At 45.1% G+C, this 26,812-nt stretch carries 23 protein-coding genes; 14 read left to right on the top strand and 9 right to left on the bottom strand.

Annotated elements, in window-relative coordinates; translation table 11 throughout:
- The first annotated feature begins 22 nt into the window (after nucleotides 1-22).
- The 8 genes from murD to lpxC all read left to right on the top strand — a co-directional run bounded on the left by murD (nucleotide 23) and on the right by lpxC (nucleotide 9,604).
- Nucleotides 23-1,336 carry a UDP-N-acetylmuramoyl-L-alanine--D-glutamate ligase gene (gene murD / locus R7E51_RS16040; protein WP_206958044.1) on the top strand — a complete coding sequence of 438 codons (1,314 nt, stop codon included), beginning with the start codon at nucleotides 23-25 and terminating at the stop codon, nucleotides 1,334-1,336.
- An 18-nt stretch (nucleotides 1,337-1,354) separates the two neighbouring features.
- On the top strand, nucleotides 1,355-2,551 hold the full coding sequence (ftsW, locus tag R7E51_RS16035) for a cell division protein FtsW (RefSeq protein WP_005372933.1): 1,197 nt from the start codon (nucleotides 1,355-1,357) through the stop codon (nucleotides 2,549-2,551).
- A complete protein-coding gene (murG, locus tag R7E51_RS16030; RefSeq protein WP_158159555.1) occupies nucleotides 2,538-3,605 on the top strand; it encodes an undecaprenyldiphospho-muramoylpentapeptide beta-N-acetylglucosaminyltransferase in 1,068 nt (355 codons plus the stop codon). The genes ftsW and murG overlap by 14 nt, the downstream gene beginning before the upstream one ends.
- Before the next feature lie 23 nt (nucleotides 3,606-3,628).
- Nucleotides 3,629-5,086, top strand: a complete 1,458-nt coding sequence (gene murC / locus R7E51_RS16025; protein WP_064353623.1) for a UDP-N-acetylmuramate--L-alanine ligase — start codon at nucleotides 3,629-3,631, stop codon at nucleotides 5,084-5,086.
- A 192-nt stretch (nucleotides 5,087-5,278) separates the two neighbouring features.
- Complete coding sequence (locus R7E51_RS16020; RefSeq protein ID WP_005387393.1) at nucleotides 5,279-6,061, top strand: cell division protein FtsQ/DivIB; 783 nt, start codon at nucleotides 5,279-5,281, stop codon at nucleotides 6,059-6,061.
- On the top strand, nucleotides 6,054-7,316 hold the full coding sequence (ftsA, locus tag R7E51_RS16015) for a cell division protein FtsA (protein ID WP_005372946.1): 1,263 nt from the start codon (nucleotides 6,054-6,056) through the stop codon (nucleotides 7,314-7,316). The genes R7E51_RS16020 and ftsA overlap by 8 nt, the downstream gene beginning before the upstream one ends.
- A 30-nt stretch (nucleotides 7,317-7,346) precedes the next feature.
- The gene (gene ftsZ / locus R7E51_RS16010; protein WP_017633617.1) at nucleotides 7,347-8,585 is read left to right on the top strand and encodes a cell division protein FtsZ; all 1,239 of its coding nucleotides are present in this window, start codon (nucleotides 7,347-7,349) and stop codon (nucleotides 8,583-8,585) included.
- 101 nt (nucleotides 8,586-8,686) lie between these two features.
- Nucleotides 8,687-9,604, top strand: a complete 918-nt coding sequence (lpxC, locus tag R7E51_RS16005; protein ID WP_005381871.1) for a UDP-3-O-acyl-N-acetylglucosamine deacetylase — start codon at nucleotides 8,687-8,689, stop codon at nucleotides 9,602-9,604.
- A gap of 113 nt (nucleotides 9,605-9,717) precedes the next feature.
- Here the strand turns inward: lpxC and R7E51_RS16000 are convergent, their stop codons facing one another.
- Nucleotides 9,718-10,176, bottom strand: coding sequence for a DUF721 domain-containing protein (locus tag R7E51_RS16000; RefSeq protein WP_033906094.1), 459 nt, complete (start codon nucleotides 10,174-10,176; stop codon nucleotides 9,718-9,720).
- 407 nt (nucleotides 10,177-10,583) lie between these two features.
- Between R7E51_RS16000 and secA the strand changes: the two genes are divergently transcribed.
- The 5 genes from secA (at nucleotide 10,584) to carB (ending at nucleotide 19,658) form a co-directional block, all read left to right on the top strand.
- Nucleotides 10,584-13,313 (top strand): preprotein translocase subunit SecA, encoded by a 2,730-nt coding sequence (secA, locus tag R7E51_RS15995; protein ID WP_005387389.1) that lies wholly within the window; start codon nucleotides 10,584-10,586, stop codon nucleotides 13,311-13,313.
- Between the two features lie 155 nt (nucleotides 13,314-13,468).
- Nucleotides 13,469-13,867: an 8-oxo-dGTP diphosphatase MutT gene (gene mutT / locus R7E51_RS15990; protein WP_005387387.1), complete on the top strand. Its 399-nt coding sequence runs from the start codon at nucleotides 13,469-13,471 to the stop codon at nucleotides 13,865-13,867.
- 110 nt (nucleotides 13,868-13,977) lie between these two features.
- Nucleotides 13,978-14,787, top strand: a complete 810-nt coding sequence (gene dapB / locus R7E51_RS15985; RefSeq protein ID WP_005381860.1) for a 4-hydroxy-tetrahydrodipicolinate reductase — start codon at nucleotides 13,978-13,980, stop codon at nucleotides 14,785-14,787.
- A 481-nt stretch (nucleotides 14,788-15,268) separates the two neighbouring features.
- Entirely contained in the window at nucleotides 15,269-16,408 is a 1,140-nt protein-coding gene (gene carA / locus R7E51_RS15980) for a glutamine-hydrolyzing carbamoyl-phosphate synthase small subunit (protein WP_017821483.1), read from the top strand.
- 16 nt (nucleotides 16,409-16,424) lie between these two features.
- Nucleotides 16,425-19,658 (top strand): carbamoyl-phosphate synthase large subunit, encoded by a 3,234-nt coding sequence (carB, locus tag R7E51_RS15975; RefSeq protein WP_005381854.1) that lies wholly within the window; start codon nucleotides 16,425-16,427, stop codon nucleotides 19,656-19,658.
- A 97-nt stretch (nucleotides 19,659-19,755) separates the two neighbouring features.
- Here carB and R7E51_RS15970 read toward each other — a convergent pair whose 3' ends face one another.
- Complete coding sequence (locus R7E51_RS15970) at nucleotides 19,756-20,220, bottom strand: hypothetical protein (protein WP_047102012.1); 465 nt, start codon at nucleotides 20,218-20,220, stop codon at nucleotides 19,756-19,758.
- Nucleotides 20,210-21,124, bottom strand: a complete 915-nt coding sequence (locus R7E51_RS15965) for a hypothetical protein (RefSeq protein ID WP_206958046.1) — start codon at nucleotides 21,122-21,124, stop codon at nucleotides 20,210-20,212. The genes R7E51_RS15970 and R7E51_RS15965 overlap by 11 nt, the downstream gene beginning before the upstream one ends.
- A gap of 249 nt (nucleotides 21,125-21,373) precedes the next feature.
- Between R7E51_RS15965 and R7E51_RS15960 the strand changes: the two genes are divergently transcribed.
- Nucleotides 21,374-22,153 (top strand): TSUP family transporter, encoded by a 780-nt coding sequence (locus R7E51_RS15960; RefSeq protein ID WP_005381847.1) that lies wholly within the window; start codon nucleotides 21,374-21,376, stop codon nucleotides 22,151-22,153.
- Here the strand turns inward: R7E51_RS15960 and R7E51_RS15955 are convergent.
- The 6 genes from R7E51_RS15955 to R7E51_RS15930 form a co-directional block, all read right to left on the bottom strand.
- Nucleotides 22,095-22,949: a LysR family transcriptional regulator gene (locus R7E51_RS15955; protein WP_017821479.1), complete on the bottom strand. Its 855-nt coding sequence runs from the start codon at nucleotides 22,947-22,949 to the stop codon at nucleotides 22,095-22,097. The two genes, R7E51_RS15960 and R7E51_RS15955, sit on opposite strands and share 59 nt — an antisense overlap.
- A gap of 128 nt (nucleotides 22,950-23,077) precedes the next feature.
- Nucleotides 23,078-23,698: a TRIC cation channel family protein gene (locus tag R7E51_RS15950; RefSeq protein WP_005387377.1), complete on the bottom strand. Its 621-nt coding sequence runs from the start codon at nucleotides 23,696-23,698 to the stop codon at nucleotides 23,078-23,080.
- A gap of 69 nt (nucleotides 23,699-23,767) precedes the next feature.
- Nucleotides 23,768-24,589, bottom strand: coding sequence for a vitamin B12 ABC transporter substrate-binding protein BtuF (btuF, locus tag R7E51_RS15945; RefSeq protein WP_017633625.1), 822 nt, complete (start codon nucleotides 24,587-24,589; stop codon nucleotides 23,768-23,770).
- Nucleotides 24,589-25,542, bottom strand: a complete 954-nt coding sequence (locus tag R7E51_RS15940) for a cobalamin biosynthesis family protein (protein ID WP_206958048.1) — start codon at nucleotides 25,540-25,542, stop codon at nucleotides 24,589-24,591. Before R7E51_RS15940 ends, btuF begins: the two co-directional genes overlap by 1 nt.
- 11 nt (nucleotides 25,543-25,553) lie before the next feature.
- The gene (gene mtnN, locus R7E51_RS15935) at nucleotides 25,554-26,249 is read right to left on the bottom strand and encodes a 5'-methylthioadenosine/S-adenosylhomocysteine nucleosidase (RefSeq protein WP_005381837.1); all 696 of its coding nucleotides are present in this window, start codon (nucleotides 26,247-26,249) and stop codon (nucleotides 25,554-25,556) included.
- A 63-nt stretch (nucleotides 26,250-26,312) separates the two neighbouring features.
- Nucleotides 26,313-26,741, bottom strand: coding sequence for a DUF1499 domain-containing protein (locus R7E51_RS15930; RefSeq protein ID WP_017633627.1), 429 nt, complete (start codon nucleotides 26,739-26,741; stop codon nucleotides 26,313-26,315).
- Nucleotides 26,742-26,812 lie beyond the last annotated feature (71 nt).

The following is a 26,812-nucleotide window of genomic DNA, read 5'->3' as shown; positions in this document are numbered from 1 at the left end:
AAGATTTACAGTGTGATCAAATATGGAACGTTGGCAAAACATACATAGTGTTGTCGTCGTAGGGCTCGGTATTACCGGGCTCTCTGTCGTTAAACACCTAAGAAAAAATCAGCCACAACTTGTGGTCAAAGTCATTGATACTCGTGTAAACCCTCCAGGTGCAGAGCGCTTGCCGGAAAGTGTTCAACTGCATAGTGGTGGTTGGAATACGGACTGGCTTTCTGACGCGGATCTTATCGTGACCAACCCTGGTATTGCGCTAGCGACACCAGAGATCCAAGCCGTATTAGCAAAAGGTACGGCAGTAGTAGGTGATATCGAGTTATTCGCTTGGGCGGTGCAGAAACCGGTGATTGCGATTACGGGCTCAAACGGTAAGAGCACAGTAACCGACCTCACAGGTGTGATGGCTAACGCTGCAGGTTTGGATGTTGGCGTTGGTGGTAACATCGGTGTGCCTGCTCTGGATTTGTTAGAACAAGACGCAGACCTATATGTACTCGAACTCTCGAGCTTCCAGTTAGAAACGACGTCAAGCTTAAAGCTCAAAGCCGCTGCGTTTCTGAATCTTTCTGAAGATCATATGGATCGTTATCAAGGCATGTCTGACTATCGACAAGCTAAGTTGCGTATTTTTAACCATGCTGCTCTTGCAGTCGTGAACCGTGATGATCAAGAAACCTTCCCAGACGCAGAGATGCCATTGGTGACATTTGGCAGCGACAATCAGGACTTTGGTCTCGAGGTGGATGGCAACCGTACTTGGTTGCTCGATCACGGTCAACGAGTTGTCGCAAGTGATGAGCTTAAGTTGGTTGGTAAGCACAACTTATCTAACGCTCTGGTTGCTTTAGCGCTATTAAAAGCTGCGGACGTAAACTATCACAAAGCATTGAATGCACTTAAAAATTACACGGGACTGACACACCGATGCCAGGTGGTTGCGGATAATCAAGGCGTCAAATGGGTGAATGACTCTAAAGCAACTAATATTGCTAGCACTATGGCTGCGCTATCTGGTTTGGAATCGACAGGCAAGCTCTACTTACTCGTTGGTGGTGTTGGCAAAGGTGCTGACTTCTCGCCATTAAAACCGATCTTCGCGACGCTTAACTTGCAACTGTGTTGCTTTGGCGCTGATGGCGATGAATTTATGCCACTGCATGAATCTGCAATACGTTTCGACACTATGGAAGATGTGATTCAACAAGTATCTTCGCAGTTAAAACCAGGTGATATGGTGATGCTGTCTCCTGCATGTGCTAGCTTTGATCAATTCGACAACTTTATGGCAAGAGGTGATGCTTTCGCTGCTCTTGCTCAGAAATATGCATAATTAAAGGTTACACACTTCGTGGGTTTAGGTAACGTTAAACGCAGTATTGGCAATTGGCTCAAGCATCCAGCCCCAGAGGCGATGTTTGATCGTCAGTTAGTGTGGATTGCACTGGGTTTGATGTTGACTGGTTTGGTCATGGTAACCTCTGCATCATTTCCAATCAGCTCTCGATTAACGGAACAGCCGTTCCACTTTATGTTTCGTCATGCGACGTTTCTCGTGCTGGCTTTAGGGACCTCCGCTGTTATTTTGCAAGTGCCTTTGCAAGAGTGGTTTAAGAAGAGCCATTACTTACTTTGGGCTTCTTTCGCACTGTTGATCATCGTGCTCTTGGCGGGTAAGTCGGTTAATGGTGCGTCTCGTTGGATTCCCCTTGGGCTGTTTAACCTTCAGCCAGCGGAAGTCGCGAAGCTATCGCTGTTTATCTTCATGTCTGGTTACTTAGTTCGAAAGCAAGACGAAGTACGACAAACCTTCTTTGGTGGCTTTATGAAGCCAATCATGGTGTTTGCCTTCTTCGCAGTATTACTACTTGGTCAGCCAGACTTGGGGACGGTCGTCGTGATGCTGGTCACGCTGTTTGGCATGCTTTTTATCGCAGGTGCAAAGCTAACCCAGTTTCTCGCCTTGATGGTGGCAGGTATCGGTGCTGTCGTTGGTTTGATTCTCGTCGAGCCATACCGTATGCGACGTGTAACCTCCTTCCTTGACCCGTGGGAAGACCCGTTTGGTAGTGGCTATCAGTTGACTCAGTCTTTGATGGCGTTTGGTCGTGGTGAATGGTTCGGACAAGGTCTCGGTAATTCAATTCAAAAACTGGAATATCTACCGGAAGCGCATACCGACTTTGTGTTTGCCGTACTTGCTGAAGAGCTTGGTTTCGTAGGCGTAGTGCTGGTCTTAATGCTGATTTTTAGCTTGGTGCTAAAAGCGGTTTACATCGGCAAGCGTGCATTTGAAGAAGGCGAAATGTTCGGAGGTTATCTGGCTTTCGGAATTGGTATTTGGTTTGCGTTTCAAACCTTGGTTAATGTTGGAGCTGCCGCCGGTATTGTTCCAACAAAAGGTTTAACACTTCCACTCATCAGTTATGGTGGTTCTAGTCTAATAATTATGTCCGTCGCAGTGTCCATATTACTGCGTATCGATTACGAATGCCGCTTGAAACGCGAGCAACAACAATCAGAACAACAAGCTAATGAAACAAAATAAACGTTTGATGGTGATGGCTGGTGGTACTGGCGGTCACGTATTCCCAGGTTTGGCGGTAGCAAAACAGCTTCAAGAGCAAGGTTGGGAGATCCGTTGGTTAGGTACGGCGGATCGAATGGAAGCGGATTTGGTGCCAAAACATGGCATTGAAATCGACTTTATCAAAGTGAAAGGGTTACGAGGTCAAGGCGTTAAACGTCTTCTTGCAGCACCATTTCAAATTATCAATGCCATCATGCAGGCTCGTGCTCACATGAAACGCTGGCAGCCAGACGCAGTGCTTGGTATGGGCGGTTATGTTAGCGGCCCGGGTGGTATTGCCGCTTGGATGAGTGGTATTCCTGTTGTTCTGCATGAACAAAATGCAGTAGCAGGTTTAACGAACCAATGGTTATCGAAAATCGCTAAGAAGGTTTTTCAGGCTTTCCCAGGCGCTTTTCCAAATGCCGAAGTGGTTGGGAACCCAGTTCGTGAAGACGTGACTCAATTAGCAGCGCCAACTGAGCGCATGCAAGAGCGCCAAGGTCCAATTCGCATTTTGGTGATGGGTGGCAGCCAAGGCGCACGTATTCTTAACCAAACTCTGCCAGAAGTGATGTCGAAATTGGGCGAAGATTACTGTATTCGTCATCAAGCGGGTAAAGGTGCCGCCGAAGAAGTGAATGCAGCATACCAAGCTAATGGTGTGGTAAATGCAGAAGTAATGGAATTCATTGATGACGTTGCAGAAGCTTACGCATGGGCTGACCTTTTAGTTTGTCGCTCTGGAGCGTTAACCGTATCTGAAGTCTCGGCGGCAGGTGTAGGCGCTATTTTTGTTCCATTCATGCACAAAGACCGCCAGCAAGCACTTAATGCAGACCACTTGGTGGATTGCGGCGCGGCGAAAATGATTGAACAACCAGATTTAACCGTTGAGTCTCTGACTCAGCAGATCCAACAATTGGATCGCCAAGCTTTACTTACAATGGCTGAGCAAGCGCGTGGCGCTGCAAAATTGAATGCTGACCGAGTTGTCGCACAAGCCATTGTCGCTTTGACCGAAAAGCGTTAACCGAATTATTGAGAATAGAATTGATGACAATCCAACATACACAAGACTTAGCTCAGATTCGCGCAATGGTGCCAGAGATGCGCCGCGTGAAATCCATCCACTTCATCGGTATTGGTGGTGCGGGCATGAGCGGCATTGCAGAAGTGCTGTTGAACGAAGGCTACCAAATCACAGGTTCTGATCTATCAGAGAACGCTGTGACAGAGCGTTTGGTATCAAAAGGTGCGACGGTATTTATTGGTCATCAAGCCAGTAATGTAGAAAAAGCAAGTGTGGTTGTTGTGTCAACGGCGATCAACGAAGAAAACCCAGAAGTGATGGCGGCACGTGAATTACGCATCCCTATTGTACGCCGCGCAGAGATGTTGGCTGAATTGATGCGATTCCGTCACGGTATTGCCGTTGCGGGTACACACGGTAAAACCACGACGACCGCTCTTGTCACTCAAATCTATTCTGAAGCCGGTCTTGATCCAACGTTTGTGAATGGCGGTTTGGTGAAAAGCGCAGGTACAAATGCGCGTCTAGGCTCGAGTCGTATTCTAATTGCAGAGGCAGATGAAAGTGACGCGTCATTCCTGCACTTGCAACCAATGGTGAGCATTGTTACCAATATCGAAGCCGATCATATGGATACCTATGGTGGTGACTTTGAAACCTTAAAGCAAACCTTCATCGATTTCCTTCATAATCTACCGTTTTACGGCCAAGCAATTGTTTGCATTGATGATCCTGTGGTTCGAGAGTTAATCCCACGTATTAGTCGTCAAGTGATAACTTACGGTTTTTCTGAAGATGCCGACGTACGTATTGAAGATTATCGTCAAGAGGGGCAGCAAGGCAAATTTACGGTAGTACGTAAAGGGCGAGCTAACTTAGATATCACGCTGAATATTCCAGGTCGTCACAATGCATTGAATGCGTCTGCTGCGATTGCGGTTGCTACTGAAGATGACATTGAAGACGATGCGATCCTAAAGGCAATGGCTGGTACGCAAGGTACGGGAAGACGTTTTGATCACCTTGGCGAGTTTGATACTGGCAACGGCCATGCAATGCTTGTTGATGATTACGGCCATCATCCAACAGAAGTGGATGTAACCATTAATGCAGCACGCAGTGGTTGGCAAGACAAGCGTTTGGTGATGATTTTCCAACCGCATCGTTATAGCCGTACTCGTGATTTATACGATGATTTCGCGAATGTGCTTGAACAGGTGGATGTATTGATCATGCTGGATGTTTACGCAGCGGGTGAAAAGCAGATTGCAGGTGCTGATGGGCGCGCTTTATGTCGCACAATTCGCAGCCGAGGCAAGGTAGATCCGATTTTTGTTCCAGAAATCGAGCAATTACCTTCAGTTTTAGCTAACGTTATACAAGACGGCGACCTAATCTTAACGCAAGGTGCGGGTGATATTGGTAAAGTGGCGAAACAGCTGGCAGGTCTTAAATTGAATATAAACAAGATGCTTGGCTGACACATATTGTTGATGCGAAGGACAGATAAAGACTCAGATCTCGATTTTGCGTCAATATCATTGTGATTTATTGCTATCAGTGTTTGATAGTTTACAAGAGCTCAGTATAATCCCAAGGTTAAAGTCAAGACTTTTACCTCTGCGTAATTATATGGGTAAAAAGTACACGACAAAAGTCAGGAAACGAAGACGTTGTTGAATATTGCACTGAATGACGAGCGACCAAACACGGGTAACAACCGTGGTCGCCAAGAAAAAATCTTGGGTGCGTTATTTTTCGTTGTGGTTGTGACTTTAATTAGTTCTGTTTTGTACGCGGCGATCAGTTGGATGTGGGATGACCAAAGGTTACCTCTCTCCAAAATAGTACTTCAGGGGAAACTGGAGTATGTCCAAGCTGACGATGTGCAGGCTGCATTTAGTCGAATTGATCACATCGGTACATTTATGTCTCAGGATATTGATGTATTACAGCAAAGTGTCGAAGCTCTGCCATGGGTAGCGCATGCCGCAATCCGAAAGCAGTGGCCGGATACAGTAAAAGTTTTTTTGACGGAGCATCAACCAGAAGCCATTTGGAATGGCAACGAACTGTTAGATAAAAACGGGTTCGTTTTTGATGGAGATGTTGCTCTGTTGCAAGAAGAAAAAGTGAAGCTGTACGGACCCAAAGATAGCGGACCGGAAGTCTTACAGACTTACCGTGATTTGAGTCCTAAGTTTCAGCAATTGGGTTTAGCGATATCGTCTCTGGTATTAAACGAGCGACGAGCTTGGCAAATCATCCTTGATAACGGTATTCGATTAGAGCTCGGAAAAGAGTCTCTTCTTGAGCGTATAGAGCGCTTTTTTAAGCTCTATAACAAGCTTGGCAGTGACACGCAAAGAATCAGTTATATCGATCTTAGGTACGATACAGGAGCCGCAGTTGGTTGGTTTCCTGAACAAGAGTTAGAAGAGAGTACAGATGACTAAGGCCGCTGATGACAACATTATTGTTGGTCTTGATATAGGCACTGCAACCGTATCGGCTCTAGTGGGTGAGGTTTTACCAGACGGTCAAATTAATATTATTGGCGCAGGTAGTAGCCCCTCACGCGGCATGGATAAAGGTGGCGTGAATGATTTGGAGTCGGTTGTAAAATCAGTACAACGTGCAATTGATCAAGCTGAATTAATGGCAGAGTGCCAGATCAGCCGAGTCTTCATTTCGTTGTCTGGTAAGCATATCGCAAGCCGAATTGAAAAAGGTATGGGCACGATTTCTGATGAAGAGGTGTCTCAAGAAGACATGGATCGCGCTATCCATACCGCAAAATCGATTAAAATCGGTGATGAACAGCGAATTCTTCATGTGATCCCGCAAGAGTTCACCATTGATTACCAAGAAGGAATCAAAAATCCGCTTGGTTTATCTGGGGTAAGAATGGAAGTGAGTGTCCACCTTATCTCATGCCATAATGACATGGCACGCAACATTATTAAGGCGGTAGAACGCTGCGGCCTTAAAGTAGAACAACTCGTATTTTCTGGGCTTGCTGCTAGTAATGCAGTAATCACCGAGGATGAAAGAGAGCTTGGAGTTTGTGTGGTTGATATTGGCGCCGGCACGATGGATGTGGCCATCTGGACTGGCGGTGCGTTACGTCACACAGAAGTATTTTCGTACGCAGGAAATGCTGTAACCAGTGATATTGCTTTTGCTTTTGGCACGCCAGTGAGCGATGCTGAAGAAATAAAAGTCAAATATGGCTGTGCTTTGAGTGAACTGGTCAGTAAGGATGACACGGTTAATGTACCAAGCGTAGGTGGACGACCATCACGTAGCCTGCAACGTCAAACGTTGTCAGAAGTGATTGAGCCACGCTACTCTGAGCTTATGGGACTGGTTAACCAAACTATCGACTCTGTACAAGCAAAATTGCGCGAAGAGGGTATCAAGCACCATCTGGCTGCGGGAGTTGTACTCACCGGCGGTGCTGCGCAAATGGACGGAGTGGTAGAATGTGCGGAACGCGTATTCCGCAATCAAGTAAGGGTCGGCAAACCGCTCGAAGTCAGCGGATTAACTGACTATGTAAAAGAGCCGTACCATTCTACGGCAGTTGGATTACTTCATTACGCAAGAGACATGCAGTCTAGCGACGATAGCGATTATAATGAACCTAAACGCTCATCTGTAACTGGCTTTTTCGATAAATTGCGTAACTGGATACAAAAAGAGTTTTAACCTGAGTTGCAGGATAAACGGAGACAACACATGTTTGAACCGATGATGGAAATGTCTGACGATGCAGTAATCAAGGTCGTTGGGGTTGGTGGCGGCGGTGGTAACGCCGTTGAACACATGGTGCGTGAATCCATCGAAGGTGTGGAATTCATCAGCGTCAACACTGATGCGCAAGCACTTCGTAAGACAAGCGTTGGCAATGTAATTCAGATCGGTGGTGATATCACTAAAGGTCTGGGTGCAGGTGCTAATCCACAGGTTGGCCGTGACGCAGCTCTCGAAGACAGAGATCGAATTAAAGATTCCCTGACTGGCGCCGATATGGTGTTTATCGCAGCTGGTATGGGTGGCGGTACCGGTACTGGTGCAGCGCCTGTTATTGCTGAAGTGGCTAAAGAGCTTGGCATTCTAACAGTAGCGGTAGTAACTAAACCGTTTAGTTTTGAAGGTAAAAAGCGTTTGGCATTTGCTGAGCAAGGTATCGATGAGCTCTCTAAGCATGTTGACTCTTTGATCACGATTCCAAACGAAAAGCTACTTAAAGTACTTGGTCGTGGTGTAACACTACTAGAAGCTTTTGCAAGCGCTAACGATGTTCTTAAGAATGCCGTTCAAGGTATTGCTGAGCTAATTACTCGCCCTGGCATGATCAACGTCGACTTTGCGGACGTAAGAACTGTAATGTCTGAAATGGGTCACGCAATGATGGGTAGCGGCATCGCCAAAGGTGAAGACCGTGCTGAAGAAGCGGCTGAAATGGCAATTTCTAGCCCACTTCTGGAAGACATCGATCTAGCGGGCGCTCGTGGTGTTCTTGTCAATATTACTGCTGGTCTGGATATGCGTCTTGACGAGTTTGAGACGGTTGGTAATACAGTGAAGGCATTCGCTTCTGACAATGCGACTGTTGTTATCGGTACTTCTCTAGACCCTGATATGACTGACGAAATCCGCGTAACAGTTGTAGCGACAGGTATTGGTAATGAGAAAAAGCCAGATATCACGCTAGTTGCGGGTGGTAAAGCTAAAGTGGCACCGACGCCGCAAGCTCAACCACAGCAACAAGCAGCGGCAACGCAAGCTGAAGAAAAACCGGCACAGACCTTGCAAAATAATCAAGTGCAAGAGAAGCCACAGGTAACTCCTCAGCCGACAAACACTGCTCCTTCTTCTCCAGCTTCGTCGAGCCAAAGTTCTGCGGCTCCAAAGCAAGAAAAGGAAAGTGGTTATTTAGATATACCGGCATTTTTGCGTCGTCAGGCTGATTAATCTTTAACCCATAAATTTGACATGGCTCAAAATTATGGTAGCATTCACGGTCGACGTTACAGACGGCCGTGTTTTGTAGCAAATTTTTGAGAGGCAAGCAGATGATCAGACAACGTACTCTGAAAGAAATAGTGAAAACAACTGGTGTGGGTCTCCACTCTGGTCGTAAAGTCACACTTACTCTGCGCCCGGCTGCTGCAAATACAGGTATCATTTACCGTCGTACAGATGTAAATCCACCTGTAGATTTTCCAGCTGATCCAGCTTCGGTTCGTGACACCATGCTTTGTACTGCATTGGTAAACGATGAAGGTGTGCGTATTTCAACTGTTGAGCACTTGAATGCGGCACTTGCTGGTATGGGCATCGATAACATTGTTGTCGAAGTAGACGCACCTGAAATTCCGATCATGGATGGTAGTGCAAGCCCATTTGTATACTTGCTACAACAAGCAGGTATCGAAACGCAAAATGCGCCAAAACGCTTCATCCGCATCAAAAAGCCAGTTCGTTTTGAAGATGGTGATAAATGGGCAGAATTTGTACCATTTAACGGCTTCCGTATGGACTTCGAAATTGAGTTTAATCACCCAGCGATTGAATCAGACGAGCAACGTTTGCTGTTTGATTTCTCGTCAAAAGGCTTTGTTCGTGAGATTTCTCGAGCACGTACGTTTGGCTTTATGCGTGATATCGAATATCTACAATCTCAAAACCTAGTTTTGGGTGGTAGTTTTGACAATGCTATCGTTTTGGATGATTACCGTATTCTTAATGAAGAAGGTCTACGCTTTGAAAATGAGTTTGTGACTCACAAAGTGTTGGATGCGATTGGTGACCTTTACATGTGTGGCCACCCAATCATTGGTGAATTCCGTGCCTTTAAATCTGGCCACGGTTTAAATAACCAACTGTTACGTGCTGTTCTTGCAGATCAGGAAGCGTGGGAGTGGACTACATTCGAAGAAGAAGTCGGCTCACCAGTAGCATTCGCAGAACCAAATATGGTGCTTGCGTAAATACTTGGCATTAGAATTAATAAAAAACCAGGCTTATGCCTGGTTTTTTGCTATTTGGCTTTAATCCTGGATTTATCAATAACATTCAAGCTTTCAGCATATTGAAATAACGTTCACTTACGATCTTCCTTTTCTGCCATATCGGCTAATCGTTTTAAACGCTCTTGAATTTTCGGTGGCGCCATGTCGGCAATCGTCATTAATGACTTTGCTGCAGATTCGGTTAGTGGTGGACGCTTAGGTCTGTCGTCTTGTTGAAAGCGGTTTCGATATAGTGAAGGATTGATCCTCACTTCAACGCTCATCAGCTTGGCAAAGCCTTGAGTACGAAGTTTATTTAGGATCATGAGGCGATCGTAATCGATCTTCATTTTGATCGCGGCACTAGAGACATCGATCAATAGATGGCCGTTACGAACATTCGCTACTCGGCAATGATCGGCCGTCCCCGTGGGTAAGACCTCTTGCAAAGCTTGGTTAAGCTGTAAGATTTCTCCAGCATGTTCTTGAATCTGCTTGAACTGTGACTCAGCAATAACATCTTCAGTCGAGGTTGGACGGTGATCACGCATAGGTAAAATCTAATTTTGTTGAGATATAGCTATTCTAGAGCAGCTTTCTATCAAGGTATAGTTTACATTAACGTCTTTAGCTTCAGTTTTACAATGTAGCAAGGTAAAAAGCAAAGTTTGCTCTGGATGGATTACACATATTGCGGTATGCAATATCGGCTAATCAGTCACCACTTTAAGTAAAAACTTCAGAGTGCTTCAAACAAATACGTCTATTTATGGTTGTATCGATTAAAAATCCTTACACTAAGCCACATTGTTTCAAAACTTAGCCTTGAAATATGGATGTTTGAACTCAATATCTTTGATAAATGATTTATCTCAGTATTCTTAGTTCCAAACTGGCAGAGACTGAAGGCATTATGAGTAGATCGGGAACGGTCTGAATAAAGAGAGATTCACGAAAAATGATAACTAAGCTACTGACAAAAGTGATTGGCAGTCGCAACGACCGAACACTGCGCCGCCTTAGAAAAATTGTAAAAGAAATTAATAACTATGAGCCAACATTCGAGGCTCTAAGTGACGAAGAGCTAAAAGCAAAGACGGTTGAATTCCGTGAGCGCCTAGAGAAGGGTGAAACTCTTGATAAACTACTTCCAGAAGCTTTTGCTACGGTTCGTGAAGCATCTAAGCGTGTCTACGGTATGCGCCACTTCGACGTCCAGCTTATCGGTGGTATGGTTCTAAATGCGGGTCAAATCGCTGAAATGCGTACGGGTGAAGGTAAAACGCTGACGGCAACGCTTCCTGCTTACCTAAATGCCCTAGCTGGTAAAGGCGTTCATATTGTAACAGTGAACGATTATCTAGCTAAACGTGATGCAGAGACAAACCGCCCTCTATTTGAATTTTTAGGTATGACTGTTGGCGTAAACGTGCCAAACATGCCTCCTCAAGAGAAAAAAGAAGCGTACCAAGCTGACATTCTATACGGAACCAACAATGAATTTGGTTTTGACTACCTTCGTGACAATATGGCTTTCCGTAGCGAAGATCGCGTACAACGTGAACGCTTCTTTGCAGTTGTCGATGAGGTGGACTCAATCCTAATTGATGAAGCTCGTACCCCTTTAATCATTTCTGGTCCTGCTGAAGATAGCTCTGAGCTATACACCCGAATCAACCTTTTGATCCCGCATCTTAAAAAGCAAGACAAAGAAGACTCTGAAGAATATCGTGGTGATGGTCACTACACTGTTGATGAGAAATCAAAGCAAGTATACCTCACAGAAACGGGCCAAGAGTACGTTGAAGAACTGTTGGTGAAAAATGGTCTTATGGAAGAGGGTGACACACTTTACTCTCCGACTAACATCAGCATGTTACATCACGTGAATGCCGCTTTGCGTGCTCATGTGTTGTTTGAGCGCAACGTTGATTACATCGTTACTGACGAAGGTGAAGTAGTAATTGTTGATGAACATACTGGTCGTACAATGCCAGGTCGTCGTTGGTCTGAAGGTCTTCACCAAGCAGTAGAAGCGAAAGAAGGCGTTAAGATTCAAAACGAAAACCAAACTTTGGCTTCGATTACCTTCCAGAACTACTTCCGCTTATACGAAAAACTGTCTGGTATGACAGGTACTGCGGATACTGAAGCGTTTGAGTTCCAATCTATTTATGGCTTGGAAACGGTGGTTATCCCAACCAACAAACCAATGATTCGTAACGATATGCCGGATGTGGTGTACCGTACCGAAGCTGAGAAGTTTGCTGCAATCATTGAAGATATCAAAGAGCGCGTTGCGAAAGGTCAGCCAACATTGGTTGGTACAGTATCGATTGAAAAATCAGAACTTCTTTCTAACGCATTGAAGAAAGCGAAGATCAAACACAACGTATTGAATGCGAAATTCCATGAAAAGGAAGCGGAAATTGTTGCTGAAGCGGGTATGCCTGGTGCGGTAACTATCGCGACCAACATGGCCGGTCGTGGTACGGATATTGTGCTTGGCGGTAGTTGGCAATCAAAAGTGGAAGCTTTGGAGAACCCAACTCAAGAACAAATCGATGCGATTAAAGCAGAGTGGAAAGTGGTACATGATCAAGTACTAGATGCTGGTGGTCTACACATCATTGGTACTGAGCGCCACGAATCTCGCCGTATTGATAACCAGCTACGTGGTCGTTCTGGTCGTCAAGGAGATGCAGGTTCATCTCGCTTCTACCTATCTATGGAAGACTCTTTGTTACGTATTTTCACTTCTGATCGTATGGCGAGCCTTATCCAAAGTGGTATGGAAGAAGGTGAAGCAATTGAATCGAAAATGCTTTCTCGCTCAATTGAAAAAGCACAGCGTAAAGTGGAAGGTCGTAACTTTGATATCCGTAAGCAGCTACTAGAATACGATGATGTGGCGAACGATCAGCGTAAGGTTGTCTACGAGCTGCGCGACGAATTGATGAACGTTGAAGACATCAGCGGTATGATCGAGCAAAACCGTGAAGATGTGCTAACAGCGGTTATTGATGAGTACATCCCGCCACAATCACTAGAAGATATGTGGGACGTTGAAGGTCTGCAAGAGCGCTTGAAAGCAGACTTCGATCTTGATGCGCCAGTGAAGCAATGGCTTGAAGAAGACGATAAGCTTTACGAAGAGGCGCTACGCGAGAAGATCATCAATCTAGCCGTTGAAGTGTACAAAGAGAAAGAGGAAGTGGTGGGTGCGCAAGTGCTTCGTAACTTCGAGAAATCGGTTATGCTTCAAACGTTGGATACGCTTTGGAAAGAGCACTTGGCAGCAATGGATCACTTGCGTCAGGGTATTCACTTACGCGGCTATGCGCAGAAGAACCCGAAACAGGAATACAAGCGTGAATCGTTTGAACTGTTTGAAGGTCTACTAGAAGCGCTGAAAACTGATGTGATTACTGTTCTATCTCGCGTTCGAGTTCAGCAACAAGAAGAAGTTGAACGTATGGAAGAGCAACGTCGTGCGCAAGCTGAAGAGGCCGCTCGTCGTGCTCAAGCGCAACACGCAGCAGCACAAAACCCTCTTTCTGAAGGTGAAGAATCTGAAGAAGGTTCAAGTCAGCCAATGGTACGTGATGAACGTAAAGTAGGTCGCAATGAGCCTTGCCCTTGTGGTAGTGGTAAGAAGTATAAACAGTGCCACGGCAAGATCGACTAACGTATTAGTCAGATAATTTTTTAAAGAGTCGCCTAGGCGGCTCTTTTTTTAAGCAAATTCTGTGGCTGTCGAATTTCATAAGTTTTGATAGCATCGGATAGTTTTAGAGATGCAAAGACCGTTGAAGTGTAACGGCTTGAGAGTTAGGAACCCCTATGAAAAGAATTCACATAGTCGCGGCTATTATTTTTAACCAAGACAAATCAAAAATTTTTATTACAAAGCGTCCAGACGACAAGCATAAAGGCGGGTTTTGGGAGTTTCCCGGCGGGAAAGTCGAGTCAGGAGAAAGTATTGAACATGCTCTAGCAAGAGAACTTGAAGAAGAAGTAGGAATTGAAGTTACTGAGCAAGCCCTTTTCGAGCATTTGGAATATGACTATCCAGACAAATCACTTAAGTTTGATTTTATTACGGTATCTAAGTTCAGTAATGAGCCTTACGGCCGAGAAGGTCAAGAAGGTCGCTGGGTTGAGATAAGAGAATTGGGTAACTATGCCTTTCCTGAAGCGAACGTGCCTATCTTGGAGCGTGTCGTAAAAGAGTTCGCTTAAGCCTGATGAACTTGCTTGTGGTAACCACGGTATGTTGTTAGTTTAAACAGATTAAGCGAAACGAGAGAACGAGAGCAAACCTCGTTATCCAGAGAAGGAGAGAAAGCGCAATGGTTCGTATTGCAATCGCAGGAGCAGCAGGCCGAATGGGCCGTAATTTGGTTAAAGCTTCACACCTTAACCCAGAGGCGACAGTGAGCGCGGGATCAGAACGACCTGAGTCCTCACTTGTCGGTGTCGATATCGGTGAACTTTGTGGTGAAGGCAAATTCGATGTGTTCTTAACGGATGATCTTGCTAAAGACGTCGATAATTTTGATGTAATCATCGATTTTACTGCCCCAGTAAGTACGTTGGCGAATCTTGAACTGTGTAAGAAGCATGGAAAGAGTATTGTGATTGGGACGACTGGTTTCAGTGATGCAGAGCGTGAACTAATTGACGAAGCCGCTAAGCAAGTGCCTGTTGTCATGGCTCCTAACTACTCTGTTGGTGTGAACCTAGTATTTAAGCTTCTTGAGAAAGCAGCCAAAGTGATGGGCGACTACTGTGATGTTGAGATTGTCGAAGCACATCATCGTCATAAAGTTGATGCTCCTTCTGGTACCGCTATCGGGATGGGCGAAGCCATTGCTGGTGCGATGGGCAACAAGCTGAATGATGTAGCTGTCTATGCGCGAGAAGGTATCACAGGTGAACGTACTAAAGATGAGATCGGCTTTGCTACAATTCGCGCTGGCGATATCGTCGGTGAGCACACAGCCATGTTTGCTGATATCGGGGAACGAGTGGAGATAACGCACAAAGCGACCGATCGTATGACGTTTGCTAATGGCGCCGTCAAGGCCGCTGTTTGGTTGAGTGCCAAACCAGCGGGCTTTTATACCATGACAGATGTTTTGGGATTGAATGAACTCTAAATACATAATTATTCGCCGGCGGTAGCCGGCTTTTTTATATCTATAGAATTATTTGTAAATGAAATGATTCTAACAGAAAGTATTTTGGTGCTTACTTTTGTCGTTGTTTTGGTTGTTTTGTGGGTGTTTTGGGTTTTGATATCTAAAAACTAATGTCTTTTTTGTCGAGTGAACGTTTGCGTGAAAAATTCATACTTTTTTGTGATCTCTAAAAAGTTCAAATTTGTAAAATTCATTAAACCTCTATGCCTCTCTATGTAATAGCATGTAAAAGTTATCTTTTTGGGCCTTACTGATTCAAAATGACCTTACTCGCTAGAAATTAATCATTTATTTTTGATTGTAGGTTGACAGGTTTCGAGTCCAACTTTAGAATACCGCCAATTTGTCTGAAATACCTATTTATGTAGATTTTATAGGTAAAGGAAGGCATGTTTGCAGTTTGATTTATTTTTTTTGCATTTTTATTCTGGAGGTTGTCTTGGGTAAATTAGCACTGTTGGTCCTAGAAGATGGGACAGTGTTCCGCGGAGTGTCCATAGGGGCAGATGGTCTTTCCGTTGGTGAAGTCGTTTTTAATACCTCGATGACGGGGTATCAAGAAATCCTCACTGATCCTTCCTATTCTCAGCAAATCGTCACTCTCACTTATCCTCACATTGGCAATACCGGAACCACTTCCGAAGATGAAGAATCCTCTTCCATTCATGCACAAGGCCTTGTGATTCGCGATCTTCCTCTAATCGCTTCTAACTTCCGTAACGAACAATCCCTCTCTGATTATCTTAAGTCTCAAAATATCGTTGGCATCGCTGATATCGATACTCGTAAGCTCACTCGTATCCTGCGTGAAAAAGGTGCTCAAAACGGCTGTATTGTTGCGGGCAACAACCTCGACGAAGCTTTGGCACTAGCGAAAGCAAAAGAATTCCCAGGCTTAAAAGGAATGGACCTTGCGAAAGAAGTTACAACAAAAGAAGCGTATCAATGGAAGCAAGGTTCGTGGACGCTTGAAGGTGGACTTCCAGAGGCGAAAGATGACAGCGAGCTGCCATACCACGTTGTCGCTTACGACTTCGGCGCAAAACGCAACATCTTACGAATGTTGGTTGACCGTGGCTGCCGCTTAACGGTTGTACCTGCAGAAACGTCAGCGGAAGAAGTTCTGGCACTAAATCCAGATGGCGTATTCTTATCAAACGGCCCTGGTGACCCAGAACCATGTACTTACGCGATTGAAGCAACCAAAGTGTTCCTAGAAAAAGGCCTGCCAATTTTTGGTATTTGTCTAGGTCACCAAATTCTGGCGCTAGCATCAGGTGCGCAAACGGTGAAAATGAAGTTTGGTCACCACGGTGCAAACCACCCAGTAAAAGATTTAGAGCGTAACGTTGTGATGATTACCTCGCAAAACCACGGCTTTGCGGCAGATGAAGCAACATTACCGGAAAACTTACGTGCTACTCACGTATCGCTATTTGATGGCTCTTTGCAAGGTATCCACCGCACAGACAAGCCAGCATTTAGCTTCCAAGGTCACCCAGAAGCGAGCCCTGGTCCACATGACGCGGCACCGCTATTTGACCACTTTATCGAACTAATCAAAAAACACAGCGCTTAATTCGGAGTAGTAGATAATGCCAAAACGTACTGACATTCAAAGTATTCTAATTCTTGGTGCTGGTCCGATTGTTATCGGTCAGGCATGTGAGTTTGACTACTCTGGCGCACAAGCGTGTAAAGCTCTTCGCGAAGAAGGCTACCGAGTTATCCTAGTTAACTCTAATCCAGCAACGATTATGACTGACCCAGAGATGGCAGATGCGACTTACATCGAGCCGATTCAGTGGGAAGTTGTACGCAAGATCATCGAGAAAGAACGTCCTGATGCAGTTCTGCCAACTATGGGTGGTCAGACAGCACTTAACTGTGCGTTAGATTTAGAGAAGCACGGCGTTCTCGCAGAGTTTGGCGTAGAGATGATTGGTGCAACGGCTGATGCAATCGACAAAGCGGAAGACCGTTCTCGTTTTGATAAAGCGATGAAGTCTATCGGCCTTGAGTGTCCTCGCGCAGATACAGCGAAGAGCATGGAAGAAGCTTACAAAGTTTTAGATATGGTTGGCTTCCCTTGTATCATCCGTCCATCGTTCACCATGGGTGGCACTGGTGGTGGTATCGCGTACAACAAAGAAGAGTTCGAAGAAATCTGTCGTCGTGGTCTGGACTTATCTCCGACCAACGAACTTCTTATCGATGAGTCACTCATCGGTTGGAAAGAGTACGAAATGGAAGTCGTTCGTGACAAAGCGGACAACTGTATCATCGTATGTTCAATCGAGAACTTTGACCCAATGGGCATCCATACGGGTGACTCAATCACGGTTGCTCCAGCACAAACACTGACTGACAAAGAATACCAGCTTATGCGTAATGCATCGCTAGCTGTTCTGCGTGAAATCGGTGTTGAAACAGGTGGTTCAAACGTACAGTTTGGTATCAACCCGAAAGATGGTCGTATGGTCATCATCGAGATGAACCCGCGTGTATCTCGCTCTTCTGCGCTAGCATCAAAAGCAACAGGCTTCCCAATTGCGAAAATTGCCGCGAAACTGGCTGTTGGCTTTACGCTAGACGAACTACAAAACGACATCACAGGTGGTGCAACACCTGCGTCATTTGAACCAACTATCGACTACGTCGTAACTAAGATCCCTCGCTTTAACTTCGAGAAATTTGCTGGTGCAAACGATCGTCTGACAACTCAGATGAAATCGGTTGGTGAGGTAATGGCGATTGGTCGTAACCAACAAGAATCTCTTCACAAAGCACTGCGTGGCCTAGAAGTTGGCGCAACTGGTTTTGATGAGATGGTCGATCTGGAAGCGCCAGATGCACTGACTAAGATTCGTCACGAACTTAAAGAAGCAGGTGCAGAGCGTATCTGGTACATCGCCGATGCATTCCGAGCGGGTATGTCAGTCGACGGTGTGTTCAACTTGACTCAAATCGACCGCTGGTTCCTGGTTCAAATCGAAGAAATTGTAAAACTCGAAGAACAAGTCAAGGCGGGCGGCTACGCAGGTTTGACCAAAGAAGTGCTTCGTCAGATGAAACGCAAAGGCTTCTCTGATGCTCGCTTGTCTAAATTGCTTGGTGTCGCTGAAAGTGAAATTCGCCGTGCTCGTGAGCAGTTTGATATTCATCCGGTTTACAAACGTGTGGATACATGTGCAGCAGAGTTTTCTTCTGACACGGCTTACATGTACTCATCTTACGATGAAGAATGTGAAGCAAACCCAACAGACAAAGATAAGATCATGGTTCTTGGTGGCGGTCCAAACCGTATCGGCCAAGGTATCGAATTCGATTACTGTTGTGTTCATGCATCACTTGCGCTGCGTGAAGACGGTTACGAAACCATTATGGTTAACTGTAACCCAGAAACGGTATCTACTGACTACGATACGTCTGATCGTCTGTACTTCGAGCCAGTAACTCTGGAAGATGTACTGTCTATCGCTCGCGTTGAAAAACCAAAAGGTGTGATTGTTCAGTACGGTGGTCAAACGCCACTTAAACTGGCTCGTGCTCTAGAAGCGGCTGGTGTGCCAATCATTGGTACTAGCCCAGATGCTATCGACCGTGCGGAAGACCGCGAACGCTTCCAAGCCGCTGTTGACCGTTTAGGTCTACTTCAGCCAGAAAACGCGACAGTAACAACGATGGAGCAAGCGGTTGAGAAATCGAAAGAAATTGGCTTCCCATTAGTTGTTCGTCCATCTTATGTACTCGGTGGTCGTGCGATGGAAATCGTATACGACGAGCAAGACCTGCGTCGCTACTTCAACGAAGCAGTAAGCGTATCGAACGAGTCTCCAGTTCTGCTAGACCGTTTCTTGGATGATGCAACCGAAGTTGATATTGATGCTATCTGTGACGGTGAACGCGTCGTTATCGGTGGTATCATGGAGCACATCGAACAAGCGGGTGTTCACTCTGGTGACTCTGCATGTTCACTGCCTGCATACACGCTAAGTCAGGAAATTCAAGACAAGATGCGTGAGCAAGTTGAGAAGTTAGCATTCGAACTCGGTGTACGCGGTTTGATGAACACGCAGTTTGCTGTGAAAGACAACGACGTTTATCTAATTGAAGTGAACCCTCGTGCTGCTCGTACGGTACCATTCGTATCGAAAGCGACAGGCGCTCCTCTAGCGAAAATCGCTGCACGTGTAATGGCGGGTCAATCTCTAGAGTCACAAGGCTTTACTAAAGAGATTATCCCTCCTTACTACTCAGTGAAAGAAGTGGTTCTGCCGTTCAACAAATTCCCTGGTGTTGACCCTCTATTGGGCCCTGAAATGCGCTCAACAGGTGAAGTAATGGGTGTGGGTGCAACGTTCGCAGAAGCTTACGCGAAAGCAGAGCTAGGTTGTGGTGCGGTTTATCCTGAAGGTGGTCGTGCGCTACTGTCTGTACGTGAAGGTGATAAAGAGCGTGTTGTTGACCTAGCTTCTAAGTTAGTGAAACTGGGTTACCAGTTGGATGCGACACACGGTACTGCTGTAATTCTGGGCGAAGCGGGTATTAACCCACGTTTGGTAAACAAAGTACACGAAGGTCGTCCACACATTCTTGACCGCATCAAGAACAACGAATACACCTACATCGTAAACACGGCTGCTGGTCGTCAAGCGATTGAAGATTCGAAAGTTCTACGACGTGGTGCACTGGCAGAAAAAGTGAACTACACAACGACACTGAATGCAGCGTTCGCAACATGTATGTCTCATACTGCAGACGCAAAAGCGTCAGTAACTTCGGTTCAAGAGTTACACGCTAAAGTGAAAGCGAGTCTAGACGCGTAACAGATAAAAATCAGTAAGCTCATTAATCAGGGCTTACATGACAACCTCATTGCCCGCTCATTTGAGCGGGCTTTTTTGTTTTATTAAGCAACTTGTTCTACTTGTTGATATGTTTCATTCGCCTTCGATGCTCTCTACGACTCTGAGCTAGTTCATAGTAAAAGGTTATGAAGCATTTGTAGGAAGGAGTATTCATCAAATAAAGAGCAATAATGGGGAGAGCAAGGGCTATCAACCAGAATAGGTCTCCTAATTTCGCTTCTGAAACCCCAAAACATATCGCAATGAAAATTTGTATCGTGGCATTGAAAATATTGATTGGATTTAGAAACTTTAAACCATGAATAATGATCATCCCAAATGGAATCGTTACCAAAAGTGCACCAATACCCATCATTACTACCCACAAGTAGAATGGACCGTAAGTGTTTGAAATGTCGGTTAGTTGATCCAGAAAGAAAATATTTAATCCTCCCCCCATTGTTAGCAGTATTATTGCACTTAAAGCTGTAGCGATGCTTTTAGCGGACAGAACGAAGACTTCTTTTTCTCTACCATTCAATGGAAAACTCCTCGTATACACCCACTGCAATAGCACCGACGTTGCCGGAGGTTGCACTACCCACGAAACTGATAGTTGCACCAATGGCATCTTTTAGTTGAAGTTGGATGGCATTGCTGATGTCTTGTGAAGAGAACCTTCGTTTTACGCTTCCTGAACGTACTAGTTGTTTATAGGCTTTTGAAGATAAGTTTGGGATGTTTTGTTTCGAAATTTCTTTAGTGAGCCTTGCTCTTTCGTGTCGATTTAAGCCCTTCAAAACTTCACTTAAGCTTTTTCCTGAGCTCTTCTGTAGATTACTTATGGCTTTTATTGTGGCTGTGCCTGATGCCCCAACACCTACCAGAGATATGTAATCGAGGGCTTTAGACGTATTTTGATACCAAGCTTGCGAGTCCAGTTCATCTAGCTTATCAGGAGCAAAACCCTCAGCTCCACTCCTGCCTATGCCGACCATACATTGGACTGTAGAGGCAGCCGCCGCACTGTATCCCAAATAAGTAACGGCAGCACTCGTGCCTCCCGAAATTGGAATCGCACCAACACTACCAATAACAACCATCCAACCTAAAGCTGCTGAAGCACAGCTTAAGCCTGCTCCAATAAGTTCAGAAGCTAACTTAGACTCTCTATTCGAAGACTTAAGTTCTTTGGCGTAGCTATCGGCGGACATAGGAGATGTCGGCTCTTTTAAAATAATGCTGATAGGGTTGACGCGACAACTGGAGTTGAACTTTCGAAGAGAGATTACTGTTGAATCACCTGCTATATAAATAACCCCTGCCCCCGAAGTTTCAGGTCTAGAGTCTATGACTTTGAAGAGCTGTTTTAGATTTACGGTTTGTTCTATACGAGAGCGTAGCTGTTGCTCTTTTATTGAGGGGCGAGTCCTTAAAGCATCCATTATTTTCACTCTTGATAAGGTTGAATTTATCAGATTAAGCCAGTGTTTTTCTTGGCCATCAAAAAAATGAAATACTCTTGAGGTGAGGCTCTATATTTTGATGTAATTGATATTTTTAATGTATCATTTTCTAGATTCATTGATTGATGAAAATTAGGAATAGATTGGTGTCTTGACTTTCCATTGGTAGTTTTGTGAATAAGTGCTACCGTTTCTTCCTCTTTGATACCTCTTCAAAAAGGAAGTGTAGTGGAAATCACGGTTGAGATTTTGTTGGCCTTATTTTTGGTTGCGACTGCCGCAGGCTTTATTGATGCGATGGCTGGTGGGGGAGGGCTCATTACACTCCCTGCGCTTTTGGCTGCGGGGTTAAGTCCGACTCAAGCTCTAGCAACCAATAAGTTACAAAGTTCGTTTGGCAGTTTCTCTGCTAGCTGGTATTTCGTGCGTAACGGTATTGTCAGCCTAAAGGAAATGCGTTTCGCGATACTCTGTACTTTTATTGGTGCAGCGATCGGTGCCGAGGCTGTTCAGTTTATTGATGCTAGCGTACTCACCAGTTTGATCCCTGTTCTTTTGATAGCCATTTCCCTCTATTTTTTACTCGCGCCAAGTACGCGAAAAATCGATGGAGAACCAAAGTTATCTGAAGCGATGTTTGCGCTATGCATTGGTGGCGGAATCGGTTTCTATGATGGCTTTTTTGGCCCTGGGACTGGATCTATTTTTACTGTTTGTTTTGTTGCACTAGGTCACTTTTCTTTGGTCGAAGCCACTGCTAGAACCAAAATTCTCAATTTCACGTCAAACATTGCGGCACTACTCTTTTTTATCTTCGCTGGGTTGCCCGTGTGGAAGCTTGGCTTAACCATGGCTGTTGGCGGTTTTCTTGGTGCTCAGTTAGGAGCGAAGGTCGTGGTAAGTAAAGGACAAAAATGGATTCGTCCTCTAGTTATAGTGATGTCGATGCTTATGGCAACGAAACTTCTTTGGCAACAACATCAGCAATGGATTCTGTCAGTGCTTTAACTCGTTCGCTACGATATGTGCTGTGACGTAAGCAGATATGTATTGGTCGAACTAACTGATCTAGCTCTTCAAAGTCATAGCAGAACTTAGATGTGATATTAAGTGTCGTTAGGATAGATTTAGGGATTAAAGCGGGAGCCATACCTCCCAAAGCCAGTTGTGCTGCCGCAGTATACGAATCCATTTCCATCAAAGGTTCGATTCCGTGTTTGGATAAAATAGCTTGTTGATATGTGTTGGCAGGGTTAGTTAGGTCATTGGTCAAAATAGCTTTAGGTAGTTGTGAAAGTGAATGTCGACTGACAATTGAGAAAGGTTCATCGGCGAGGTGAAGGCTCATTAATCCATGATGAGGTGGTAGATAGCCAGCGCAAAATCCCAATGTTGCTTTGCCTGATTTCACATTCTCAATAATGCGTGGCGTATGATTGGTCGATATTCGTATGTACTGATCATGGGCAAAGTGTTCTGCCATGATCATGCTGAGGTATCCAGCGACTAAGGTTTCAGAGCAGTCTATCTTGATCAAAGAAGTATCTTCTATTTGTTGTTGATCATAGATCTGACCTCTTAACTCATTGAACGTTGGCTCGATCGTGTTGATGAGCGCAAGGCCATCGGAGGTCAGCTTTATGTGCCGACCATTTGGCTCTATTAATTTTTTTCCTAACTTCTTCTCTAGATTTGAAATACGTTTACTCACGGCAGATTGACTAATATAGAGTTGACTGCCCGTGCGGCTCATGGTTTTTTCTTTACTGAGGACAAGTAACGTTTCAATACCTTCAAGCAACATAATGATTAATGAAAGTTAGGAATGGTTGAGATAATTTAGCGAATTGCCCAAGAATTGGCGAATCAAATGAGCATAAATGAGAGGAGCCGACACTTGGTCGACTCCATGATGAGTGATGTTGTTGGTGTTTAACGGTTAATGGCGAAAGTTGGCAGGGATAGATGCCAACGAATCGCACCGAGACGTATAATGAGCGTTGAGATTACACCAGCGAGTAAAGCCGTTGAGTGGTCATAACCCATGTTTACCGCCATCGTATGGAAGATGCCGCCAATAATACATGCCGTAGCATAGACTTCACTTCTTAATACCATAGGAACTTCGCGAGCCAGCACGTCTCGTATAATGCCACCGCCACAGCCAGTAATAACCCCCATTATCACCGCGACCATCCCAGATGCATTGTAGGCGAGTGCCTTTTCTACTCCTATTCCCACAAATACAGCGAGACCGATGGCATCACAAACGGGTAATACCCACCATGAGAGTCGCTTGGGTCTTCGAATAACAAGCATGGTTAGTAGACACGTAACAAATATCACCCATAAGTAAGTCGTATCTGTTATCCAAAATACGGGAGTGGCACCAAGCGCCATGTCTCGGATTGTTCCGCCACCTATAGCAGTCACACTGCCGAGCACGATAACGCCGAATGGATCCATTTTTAAACGGCCCGCCAGTAATACGCCAGAGATAGCGAAAACAGCGGTACCGAACAAATCGATCATATAAAGCAGCATGGAGTCCATGTTACTTAGTACCTTTAAATAGTGTGAGAAAAAATGGGCGGAAATTGTACGGTATTTGCCACGAAATCGTTAGCGTTTTTGACGAACGCTTTTAAAGTGCTCACACACTTCCTTGATCGCGTTCAATGTGCGTGGTGTCGGACGGTTAATCCAATCAGAATTTAGGGACCAGATGTGTTTGTTTTTAAGAGCAAGAAGCTCATTACTCCACTCAGCCCACATACCATCGTTACTCATTGCGTGACGAGAAGTAAAAATAACCTCTGGCTGGCGAGTAATGACTTGCTCGATGCTAACTTGAGGATAAGGCGCGCTGGATGCGGCGAAAATGTTCTCACCACCGCAAAAAGTAAAGACTTCACTTGGCCAGTTCTTTCCAGCGACAGTGATGATAGGCTTTTCACTCAACTGATAAAAGTAACTAACTTTCTCGTTCGTGTTGTACTGTTCTTTTAGTGTACTCAGCTGCGTTCTAAAATCTTCAGCGGCCTTTTTTCCTACTTGTGGAGTTTCGCTGTATTGGCTGAGTTGCTCAATATTATTGGCGATATCTTCTAATGAACCTGTAGTGGAGTAATAGATAGGAATACCGAACTGTTTAATTTTCTCCAACTCTTTAGCGGGGTTTCCGGCTGGCCAAGCAATCACTAAGTCCGGCTGAAGAGCAATAATGCGCTCTAATTTAATTCCTTGATAATTTGAGACTCTTTCTAGCTGCTTTGCCTGTTCTGGATAATCGCTCATTTCGCTGACAGCAACAAGCTGCTCTCCTAGCCCTGCTGCAAAGGCAATTTCGGTGGCATGTGGAGCTAAACTTATAATGCGTTGAGCGGGTTGAGCGAAGGTCGCTGTCGAAACAAACAGCGTTAATGCGAAGCATAATTTATTCATCATAATCCTTGATAAATTATTCCTAAAAGCAAACTTTGGATTGCGATCCAAGCCAGGACGCGCCAAACGAGCAGCGTATGTATTTGTGAAAGGTGAATAGCCGATGGCGCAATGCGCCCACCGATTTTTGCGCGCTCTGCACGCACACCTTGATAGATAGCAGGGCCGCATAAAGACAGTTGTAGTTTGTGTCCGATAGTACATAACACCCAGCTAGGTCCTGGTAAGGGCCAAGACTTCGCTTGCTGTTGTATTCCAGAGAGCACATTACTTGTATTCTTTCCGGCAGCTAAAAGTATGGCAAAGAGACGAAGTGGAATAATATCCAGAGTAGCAACCAGTTGAATCACAGGTTTACCAAAGGGCAAATATTGGCGTCGGCTAGGGGACCACACTCGCGCTAATTCTGTTGTGAGTCGATACATTAACGCACCAATACCACCTGTTAGTGCGTACCAAAATAGCACGCCGATCACGTTGCGGCTGTATCCCATAATCAGGGTTTCTGAGCCAGCTTTACCTATGCCAACAATCGAGAGGCTACCAGTATCGCGATTAAGATATGGTCTCAGTAATGCTCGACACTGAGCTTTGTCTTCCGAAGAGATACTTGTGACGAGCTGTTTCGTTAACGTTTCGCTGTTGCGCCAGTCTAGCGCAATGATCAATAGAACCAGTTCATATAAAGGGATTTGCCAAACAAATGGCTTTACTGCAATCAGTAATATCAAGCAAGGAAACAGCATCAAGCCTAGTGCAAGACTGCCTGAGATTACACTCTGTGAGTAATTGTGATTATTGTTCACTTTGTTAGCTAGCTGCTCTGCTAGCTTTCGCCATAAAGTGATGGGGTGCGCTGAATGGGGGATTGGCACTAAAAGGTGCAAGATCAGTGCACCCCACATAATGAGGAGCGCACCGTTGGTATAAAATGACTGAAAAACTTCTTCCATGAATGAGTCGTTTACTTAATGAGTTCCAGCATTTTGAATACCATTTCGGAAGAGCTTTTTGCTGCTAGAGGTAGGAACTCATCAAAGCTCATTGGTGATTCTTTATCAGCGACATCAGAGATTGCACGCACAACAACAAACGGTGTGTTGAATTGATGACAAGTTTGAGCGATAGCAGATGCTTCCATTTCTACAGCGATAACTGACGGGAAGTGTTTACGAATAAACTCTTGACGCTCAGCAGTACAAACAAACGCATCGCCAGTACAAATTAGGCCGCGAACCGCATGAGTGTTTTCCATTTGTGCTAGGGCTTTTTCGGCTAAGTCCATTAGCTTGTCATCCGCTTTGAATGCAGCTGGTTGACCGGCCATTTGGCCAATCTCATAACCAAAAGCGGTTACGTCTGCATCGTGATGACGAACTTCTGTAGAGATAACTACATCGCCAAGGTTTAAGCTTGAATCGAAACCGCCAGCAGAGCCTGTGTTAATCACAACGTCTGGTTGGTATTCATCAAGAAGGATTGTCGTGCCCACTGCCGCTGCAACTTTACCGATGCCCGATTGTAGTACGACGACTTCAACATCGTTAATTTGACCAGAGAAAAACGTACAACCTGCTTTATTTACAGTTTTGCAGTTTGTAATTGCTTGCTTCAGGATGGTCACTTCTTGTTCCATCGCACCGATGATACCAACTTTCATAACACTCTCTTTGGGTAAATATTTTAGTTGGCCGAGAGTATAGCACTCCCCGTTGGCAGTTTTCTATTTGATGAGCTTAGCTTGAGTGAGCTTTTCTCGTAATTGATCGGCGCGCTTTCTGTTTACGCCAAAGTCAGAGTAGCCCACACGAGACTCCGAGCGCACAATCAGTTGGTCTCCTGCTATTTTTAGTTCGAGGTCATCCACGAAGCGCATGATTTTAGATGTGCACTCGATACGAAGGTAGTTGCTTTCTTTCACCGCGGTTTTCGCGCCTGGCAGTTCAAGCGCAACTTGCTCAATAGCGTCGATGTTCGCTGAATCCACTAAGATGAATGGCGTTAGGTTGTATTTTTCTCGCGTGTCTTGGGTGGAGACGCAGTTTGGTTTGTCACCACAAGGTGATTGAGAACGATCCGTCATGGTTTTGACTCCTTGGCTACAAGCGGTTAAGCCGAGCAAAGTAATGGAAAGGAGAGCGGCTTTTTTCATTGGTTTTATCCCTTATCATAGGAATTTAATTATATGTAATAAAAGAAAAAAGGATCCAATAGTAGGATCCC

Origin of the sequence: Vibrio sp. Vb1166 (assembly GCF_033338695.1) — a bacterium.
GTDB classification, from domain to species: Bacteria; Pseudomonadota; Gammaproteobacteria; order Enterobacterales; family Vibrionaceae; genus Vibrio; species Vibrio alginolyticus.
Note: the sequence above shows the minus strand (reverse complement) of the source record. Positions and strands in the feature narration are given on the sequence as shown.